This is a genomic window from Streptomyces lushanensis, from assembly GCF_001700515.1.
Classification (GTDB): domain Bacteria; phylum Actinomycetota; class Actinomycetes; order Streptomycetales; family Streptomycetaceae; genus Streptomyces; species Streptomyces lushanensis.
Genome location: NZ_MAUD01000586.1, coordinates 1 through 6,545 on the forward strand (window position 1 = coordinate 1; position 6,545 = coordinate 6,545).

Consider the following 6,545-nt stretch of genomic DNA (forward strand, 5'->3'; position numbering starts at 1 on the left):
CCAGGATCCACACGGCCATCGAGCGGCTGCGCGGATACCGCACCGCGATGGCCGTGTGGATCCTGGGCTGGTCACCGATGAAACCGATCCTGCGATGGCCTCCCGCGATGAGATGCGCCGCGCCGGAGCGGGCACCGCCGAAGCTGTCGGAGAGCACCGTGTCCGCGTCGATACGGCCGGCCGGCCGGTCCACGAAGACGGTCGCCACCCCGGCCTTGATCTCGGGCTCCAGATAGCGGTGGTCGTGCCCGGCCGGGATCACGATCAGCCCGTCCACCCGGCGCGCGCACAACGCCAGCACCAGTTCCTGCTCGCGGTCCGGGTCCTCGGCGCTCGAACCGTTGATGAGCAGCGCGCCATGGGCGCGGGCGACCTCTTCCACGGCGCGGTTCAGCGGACCGTAGAACGGGTCGGCGAGATCCTCCAGGACCAGACCGATACTGGCGGTACGGCCCTTGCGCAGCACCCGCGCCGAGTCGTTGCGGCGGAAGCCCAGCGCCTCGATGGCCTCCTGCACCCGGCGCTCCGTGTCGGGCGTGACACCCGGTTCCGCGTTGACCACGCGCGAGACCGTCTTGAGCCCGACCCCGGCCCGTGCGGCCACATCCTTCATCGTGGGCCGGTTACCGTAACGGGGCTCGGGGCGGCGGGCGGTGTCTGCCACAGTGCGCTGTCCTGTCGTCATTTCTTCGGTGATTCTCCGGGCGGATGCGACGGAGGATTGCCATCCTCGGCCGTGGCGACGAGCATAGGCCCTGGACAACGTTGTCAGGTGAATGGAGACTGTTCACCGAAGCCGCAGGTCCGTACATCCCCCCATACAGGCGGGGATGCCTCATCCCCGGGAGATCCGACCCGATGCATACCGACTCCGTTGTCTCACTCGACATCGGCGGAACCAAGATCGCCGGCGCGCTGGTGGACGGCGGCGGCAGGATCCTCGTACGGGCGCAGCGGCCGACACCCGCGCGGGAGGACGGCGAGACGGTGATGCGGGCCGTCGAGGAGGTCCTCGCCGAGGTCCTGGCCTCTCCGCTCCGGGCGTCGGCGACGGCCGTGGGCATCGGCAGTGCCGGTCCCGTGGACGCCTCGGCCGGTACGGTCAACCCGGTCAACGTCGTGGGGCTGCACGGCTTTCCGCTGGTCGAGCGGGTGGCGCGGGCCACCGGCGGGCTGCCGGTGACGCTCGTCGGCGACGGGGTCGCGATGACCGCGGCGGAGCACTGGCAGGGCGCGGCGCGCGGCTACGACAACGCGCTGTGCATGGTGGTCTCGACCGGAGTCGGCGGCGGGCTCGTACTGAACGGGAAGGTCCACGCGGGGCCGACCGGCAACTCGGGGCACATCGGGCACATCAGCGTGGACCTGGACGGCGATCTCTGCCCCTGCGGCTCGCGCGGCTGTGTGGAGCGCATCGCCAGCGGGCCCAACATCGCCCGCAGGGCCCTGGAGGGCGGCTGGGAGTCGGGGCCGGACGGTGACACCTCCGCCGCCGCGGTGGCCGCCGCCGCGCGGGCGGGACATCCGGTCGCCGTCGCGTCCTTCGACCGGGCGGCGCAGGCGCTGGCCGCGGCGATCGCCGCGACCGCCACGCTGGTGGAGATCCGTATCGCCGTCATCGGCGGCGGGGTCGCGAACGCGGGCGAGCTGCTCTTCGCGCCGCTGCGCCGCTCGCTCCAGGACTACGCGACGCTCTCCTTCGTCCACGGGATCAAGATCGCGCCGGCGCTGACGGGCACGGACGCGGGCCTGGTGGGCGCGGCGGCGGCGACGCTGGCGATACGGGACGAGGCCGCGCCGGTGGAGGCCACGCCGACCTCGGTCGCCTGACCCCGGTCGCCCGGCCACGGCCGCCGGGCCACGGAAGGGCGGGCCCGCCGGGACCGGGGCCCGCTCCGGCCGCGGCCCCGGGGCCACGGCGGGTCAGGCTGTCGGGGTGTTCAGCTCCTGGAGCATCGCGCGGACACGGTTGAGTTCGGTCTGGGGATGGCCGATGCCGATGAGGATCGTGAGGGCCTGCTGCATCGCCTCGCGCGCGGCGGGCAGCGCGCCCGTCTCCCGGTGGGTCTCGCCGAGGTGGATCAGGGTCTCCGCCTCGTTGAAGCGATGGCCCAGCGCCCGGTTGAGCCGCAGACTGTGCTGGAAGCACTCCTTGGCCCTCCCGTAGTCGCCGATCCGCTGATAGGCGTAGCCGAGGGTGTCCCAGGTGCCCGCCTGGCCGCGTTCGTCGTCGAGTTCCTGTTGCAGGGCCAGGGCCTCCTCGCAGTCGAGGACGGCCTGCTGGTGGTCGCCGTGCTGGATACGGTCCCAGCCGAGCGCGTTCAGCGCCCGCGCGCGTCCCGAGCGGTGGCCGCTCGACGTGAAGAGACCGAGGGCTGTCAGATCGTGCTCGAAGGCGGCCCGCGCGTCTCCCTCCAGCTCGTCCAGCCAGCTCAGGGTGAGATGGGCGTGCGCCCTGCCCGTGTCGTCACCGAGATCCCCCGACAGGGCGAGCGCCAGCTCAAGTTCGTTCCTGGCCTCGCCGGTCCGGGCGGTCTGGGCGAGGGCCCAGGCCAGTCCCCGGCGGCACTCGGCCTGTGCCGAGCGGTCGCCCAGCCGAACGGCCGCGGCCAGCGCGGCGCGCTGCACGCTCTCCACCTCGTGCCAGTGCCCGCGCCGCGACTGGAAGGTGACCGTGGCCCACGCCAGCTGCCACACACGTGTGTCGAGGCCGAGGCGCGCGGCGTGTTCGACGGCGGCGGTCAGCACCGTGTGTTCGCGGCTGAACCACTCCATCGCCTCCTCGTGGCCGACGAGTTGTTCCGGCGTCAGGCCCTCCGCCGGCGCCGGCAGCGTGAGCGGGTCCCGGTGCGGAAGGAGCAGTCTGTCGGCGGCGTACGCGGTGTGCACGTAGTGGTCGAGCAGCCGGTCGAGCGCGGCGGTGCGCTCGGCCTCGGTGTCGAAGCTCTGGGCGAGTTCGGTGGCGTACGCGCGCAGCAGGTCATGACAGGTGTAGCGGTGAGGCATGTGCTCCTGGACGAGATGCGCGGCGTGCAGCGTACGCAGATGGGCTCGGAGGCGGGAGGGCGGAAGCCCGGTGAGACTGGCGGCGGCGGGCAGTCCGATGTCGGCGCCCGGCGCCAGTCCCAGCAGCCGGAACACCCGGGCCGTGGGCGCGTCGAGAGCCTCGTACGAGGAGGCGAAGACCGCCCTCAGGTCCGTCGCCGTCTCACCCGCGTCCAGGGCGTCGAGCCGGGTCGCCGCCTCGTGCAGCTCCGAGGCCAGCGCGGCGAGCGACAGCGCGGGATTCATCGTGGCGCGCGCGGCCAGGATGCTGATGGCCAGCGGCAGCCCGGCGCAGTGCTTGAGCAGTGTGGCGGCGGCGTCGGGTTCGGCGGCGATCCTGGCGGTGCCGAGATGACGCGTCAGCAGTTCGAGCGCTTCCGTGTCGGTGAGCACATCCAGTGTGAGGGGTGCGCCGCCGTGCGCGGCGGTGAGCCCGGTGAGCTGATGGCGGCTGGTGACCAGGACCGTACAGGTGGGGCTGCCGGGCAGCAGCGGCAGGACCTGGGTGGTGGAACGGGCGTTGTCGAGCAGGATCAGCAGGCGTTTGCCCGCGGTCAGGCTCCGGTAGAGCGCGGCCTGCGCGTCCGGGTCCGCCGGGATCGTGCCCGGAGGCGCTCCGAGGGCCTCCAGAAAGGCGCGTACCGCCACCGCCGCCGGTACGGGGTCTCCGGACGGCGAGAAACCGCGCAGATCGGCGTAGAGCTGACCGTCGGGAAAGCGCTCCTGGCAGCTGTGGGCCCAGCGCAGGGCCAGCCAGGTCTTGCCTATGCCGCCGGTGCCGCCGATCGCCGAGATCACCACGGTGCCGCCGCGCTCGGCCCCCGGCTCCAGCAGCTTGCCCAGACGGGCGAGTTCGCTGTTGCGGCCGGTGAACATCGGCGGCGGGGCGGGCAGTTGGCGCGGTACGGGAGCGGGCGGCGGCGCCGACTCCACGGATGAACCGGGGAAGCCATGCGTGGTCGCGGGCGCGGGTTCGTCGAGCGCCGGATCGGCCGTGAGGATCCGCTGACGCAGCTCGCGCAGCGGCGGTCCCGGGTCGGTGCCCAGCTCCGTGGCCAGCCGTTCGCGGAGCTCCTCGTAGCGGGCGAGGGCGTCGGCGGGCCGGCCGTCGCGGTACAGGGCCAGCATGAGCTGGCCGACCAGCCGCTCGTCCAGCGGGTGCGCCTCGACGCGGGTGGTGAGTTCGGCGGGCAGTCCGGTGTGCCGCCCCGACCGTAACCGGATGTCCACCAGGTCCAGTTCGGCCGCGTGTCTCTCCCGGAGCAGGGCCTCGCGCAGGGAGTTGAACCAGGGGGTGTCCTGGTCGGTCGCGGCATCACCGTGCCAGAGCGCGAGCGCCTCCTCGAACAGGGCCTCCGCCTCGCCGTCGTCCACCGTGCGCGCCCGCTCGACCAGTTCGCGGAAGCGGTGCAGGTCCACCGCGGAGGTGTCGGCGTTCAGTACGTAGCCGCCGGGGCGCCGCTCGATGTCCGCGTCGGCGGCCGGGGAAAGGGCCTGGCGCAGCCGGGAGATGTAGCTGTAGAGGGACGCCTGCGCCCGCTGCGGAGAGCGCTCGCCCCATACCCGGTCGATCAACTGGTCGACCGACACGACCCGGTTCACGTCGACCATCAGCGCCGCCAGCACACACCGCTGCCGGGCATGTCCCAACTCCACCGGCCGGCCGTCGAGCCGCACGTCGATGGATCCGAGCAAGCCGAACTCCACCGGCAATCCGATCACCCCCTGGCCCGGACCTTAGCGTTGAAAGCCCGGGCCGACCTGCTGATTCCAGGTCTTCTCAAGGTTGGCCCAAAGCTGGCCAAGGAGAGTACACCTCGGCACGGGAGCCGATGGGGGGAGCGGCGGGGGGCACGGCCGCGATTCGGCTCCGGGCCGGGCCACGCACGGGGGGCGTGGTCCGGCCGGCTCGTCCGGGGCTCCGGTACGCGGGTGCTTCGGTGCTCCCGATGCCCGCGTGCGAGGCGGATCCTCCGCCTCCGGTACGGGAACGGTACGGGAAGGCACGGTCCTACCGGGTCGTCTGGCACGCCACGCGCCGGCTGCCGCGGAACTTCACGCACAGCTCGACGCCGTTGCCGGTGTCCGCCGTGGGCCAGCGATAGGTCAGCGCCTTGTCGGAGCGGGTGGCCGTCGCCGTGTCGAGGTGCTGCCCGTCGCGGAAGAGCGACACCGGCCGGGCGGTGACATGGTCCGGCGGGTTGGTCCAGATGCCGGTGACCGCGTTCCTGCCGCCCTCGCCGTCCAGCCGGATACAGATCTGCGGACCGGAGAAATGGTGGGTGCAGGCGCTGCTGTCGGCCGTCGCGGAGGGCGCGGCCAGTGAGACGGCGATGCCCGCCAGCGCGAGCGTCAGGGCGGACCGCCGCCCGCGGCGGCGTCCGGGGCGCCGTCCCGGGCCCGCGGGCGCGGTGGGGACGGCGGGAACGGCCGGAGCGGCCGGTGTTCCGGGTATACGCATAACGGATGTCTCCGGGTCGTACGGCGCTCGGGTGCGGAACCGGCTCGGGTACGGGAGGGGCGCGCGGACAGGCCCTCACGTACTCCTACGACTACGGCTGTGACGGTGGCCGCGATGCGGACTCGGTCGCCTGCTGCGGCACGACCACGAGGAAGACGTCCGAGTCGAGATCCATCACGACCTCCGCCGGTGTCCCCTCGTCCCTGCGCGCCCGCGCGAACTCCTCCGCGGGCCAACTGCCGCGCGGCCCTCCCGCGGGAAATTTCTCCAGCACCGTCCGACACATTGGATGCCCCCTTGTCACATCGAGTTCCAACGATGTTCCTCGGGGTTGTGTTACGGCCCGGAACGGACATCGGTTCGTACAGTGGACGTTCCCGGCCTCGGTACGACATCGAACCGGCCACAGCTCGGCCACAGCACCGCGTGCGGGCCCATGGCCCGATCGGGCGGGGGGTTTCCGGGGCAGGTTGTTGCGGGCAGTCCACTGGGGGCTACGGAAGAGGGGGAACCGTGATCGTCTGGATCAACGGTGCGTTCGGCGCGGGCAAGACCAGTACCGCACGCGAACTGATCGACCTGATCCCGAACTGCACACTGTACGACCCCGAACTGATCGGCGGGGAAGTGGAGCAGCTGCTGCCGCAGAAGCGGCTCGCCGAGGTCGGCGACTACCAGGACCTGCCGATCTGGCGGCGTCTGGTGGTCGACACCGCGGCGGCCCTGCTGGCCGAGCTGGGCGGGGCGCTGGTCGTGCCCATGACCCTGCTGCGGCAGGAGTACCGGGACGAGATCTTCGGCGGGCTCGCCTCCCGCCGTATCCCGGTGCGTCATGTGTTGCTGGCTACAGACGAAACGATCCTGCGAGGTCGGATTGCGGCTCGTCAGTTGGCGGAGGGCGATCCCGAGACGAACGAGCGCACCCGGCAGTGGTGCTACGAGCACATCGAACCCTACCGCGCCGCGCTCGGCTGGCTGACCGGCGACGCCCATGTCATCGACAACACCGGACTCACGGCCCGGGAGACGGCCGTCTCCC

Annotated in this window: 6 protein-coding genes; 2 read left to right on the forward strand and 4 right to left on the reverse strand. The window is 72.3% G+C overall.

Annotated features, from left to right (window positions below; translation table 11 throughout):
• On the reverse strand, positions 1–664 hold a 664-nt coding region (locus tag BFF77_RS31575), incomplete at its 3' end, for a LacI family DNA-binding transcriptional regulator (RefSeq protein WP_141698597.1).
• 194 nt (positions 665–858) lie between these two features.
• Between BFF77_RS31575 and BFF77_RS31580 the strand changes: the two genes are divergently transcribed.
• Positions 859–1,830: an ROK family protein gene (locus tag BFF77_RS31580; RefSeq protein WP_066956913.1), complete on the forward strand. Its 972-nt coding sequence runs from the start codon at positions 859–861 to the stop codon at positions 1,828–1,830.
• Between the two features lie 93 nt (positions 1,831–1,923).
• Here the strand turns inward: BFF77_RS31580 and BFF77_RS31585 are convergent, their stop codons facing one another.
• The 3 genes from BFF77_RS31585 to BFF77_RS31595 all read right to left on the reverse strand — a co-directional run bounded on the left by BFF77_RS31585 (position 1,924) and on the right by BFF77_RS31595 (position 5,792).
• Positions 1,924–4,740, reverse strand: a complete 2,817-nt coding sequence (locus tag BFF77_RS31585; RefSeq protein ID WP_245703955.1) for an AfsR/SARP family transcriptional regulator — start codon at positions 4,738–4,740, stop codon at positions 1,924–1,926.
• Between the two features lie 316 nt (positions 4,741–5,056).
• Positions 5,057–5,506, reverse strand: a complete 450-nt coding sequence (locus BFF77_RS31590; RefSeq protein ID WP_066956916.1) for a hypothetical protein — start codon at positions 5,504–5,506, stop codon at positions 5,057–5,059.
• Between the two features lie 91 nt (positions 5,507–5,597).
• On the reverse strand, positions 5,598–5,792 hold the full coding sequence (locus BFF77_RS31595) for a hypothetical protein (RefSeq protein ID WP_066956919.1): 195 nt from the start codon (positions 5,790–5,792) through the stop codon (positions 5,598–5,600).
• A gap of 227 nt (positions 5,793–6,019) precedes the next feature.
• On the opposite strand from BFF77_RS31595, the gene BFF77_RS31600 reads away from it, so the two are divergent.
• Positions 6,020–6,545: P-loop nucleotide/nucleoside kinase family protein (locus tag BFF77_RS31600; RefSeq protein WP_141698598.1), on the forward strand; the 526-nt coding region annotated here is incomplete at its 3' end.

What these genes read in the sequence shown, in the direction of transcription:
- BFF77_RS31580 (WP_066956913.1), top strand. Translation starts at nt 859, where the DNA reads ATGCATACCGACTCCGTTGTCTCACTCGACATCGGCGGAACCAAGATC.
- BFF77_RS31590 (WP_066956916.1), bottom strand. Translation starts at nt 5,506, where the DNA reads ATGCGTATACCCGGAACACCGGCCGCTCCGGCCGTTCCCGCCGTCCCC.
- BFF77_RS31595 (WP_066956919.1), bottom strand. Translation starts at nt 5,792, where the DNA reads ATGTGTCGGACGGTGCTGGAGAAATTTCCCGCGGGAGGGCCGCGCGGC.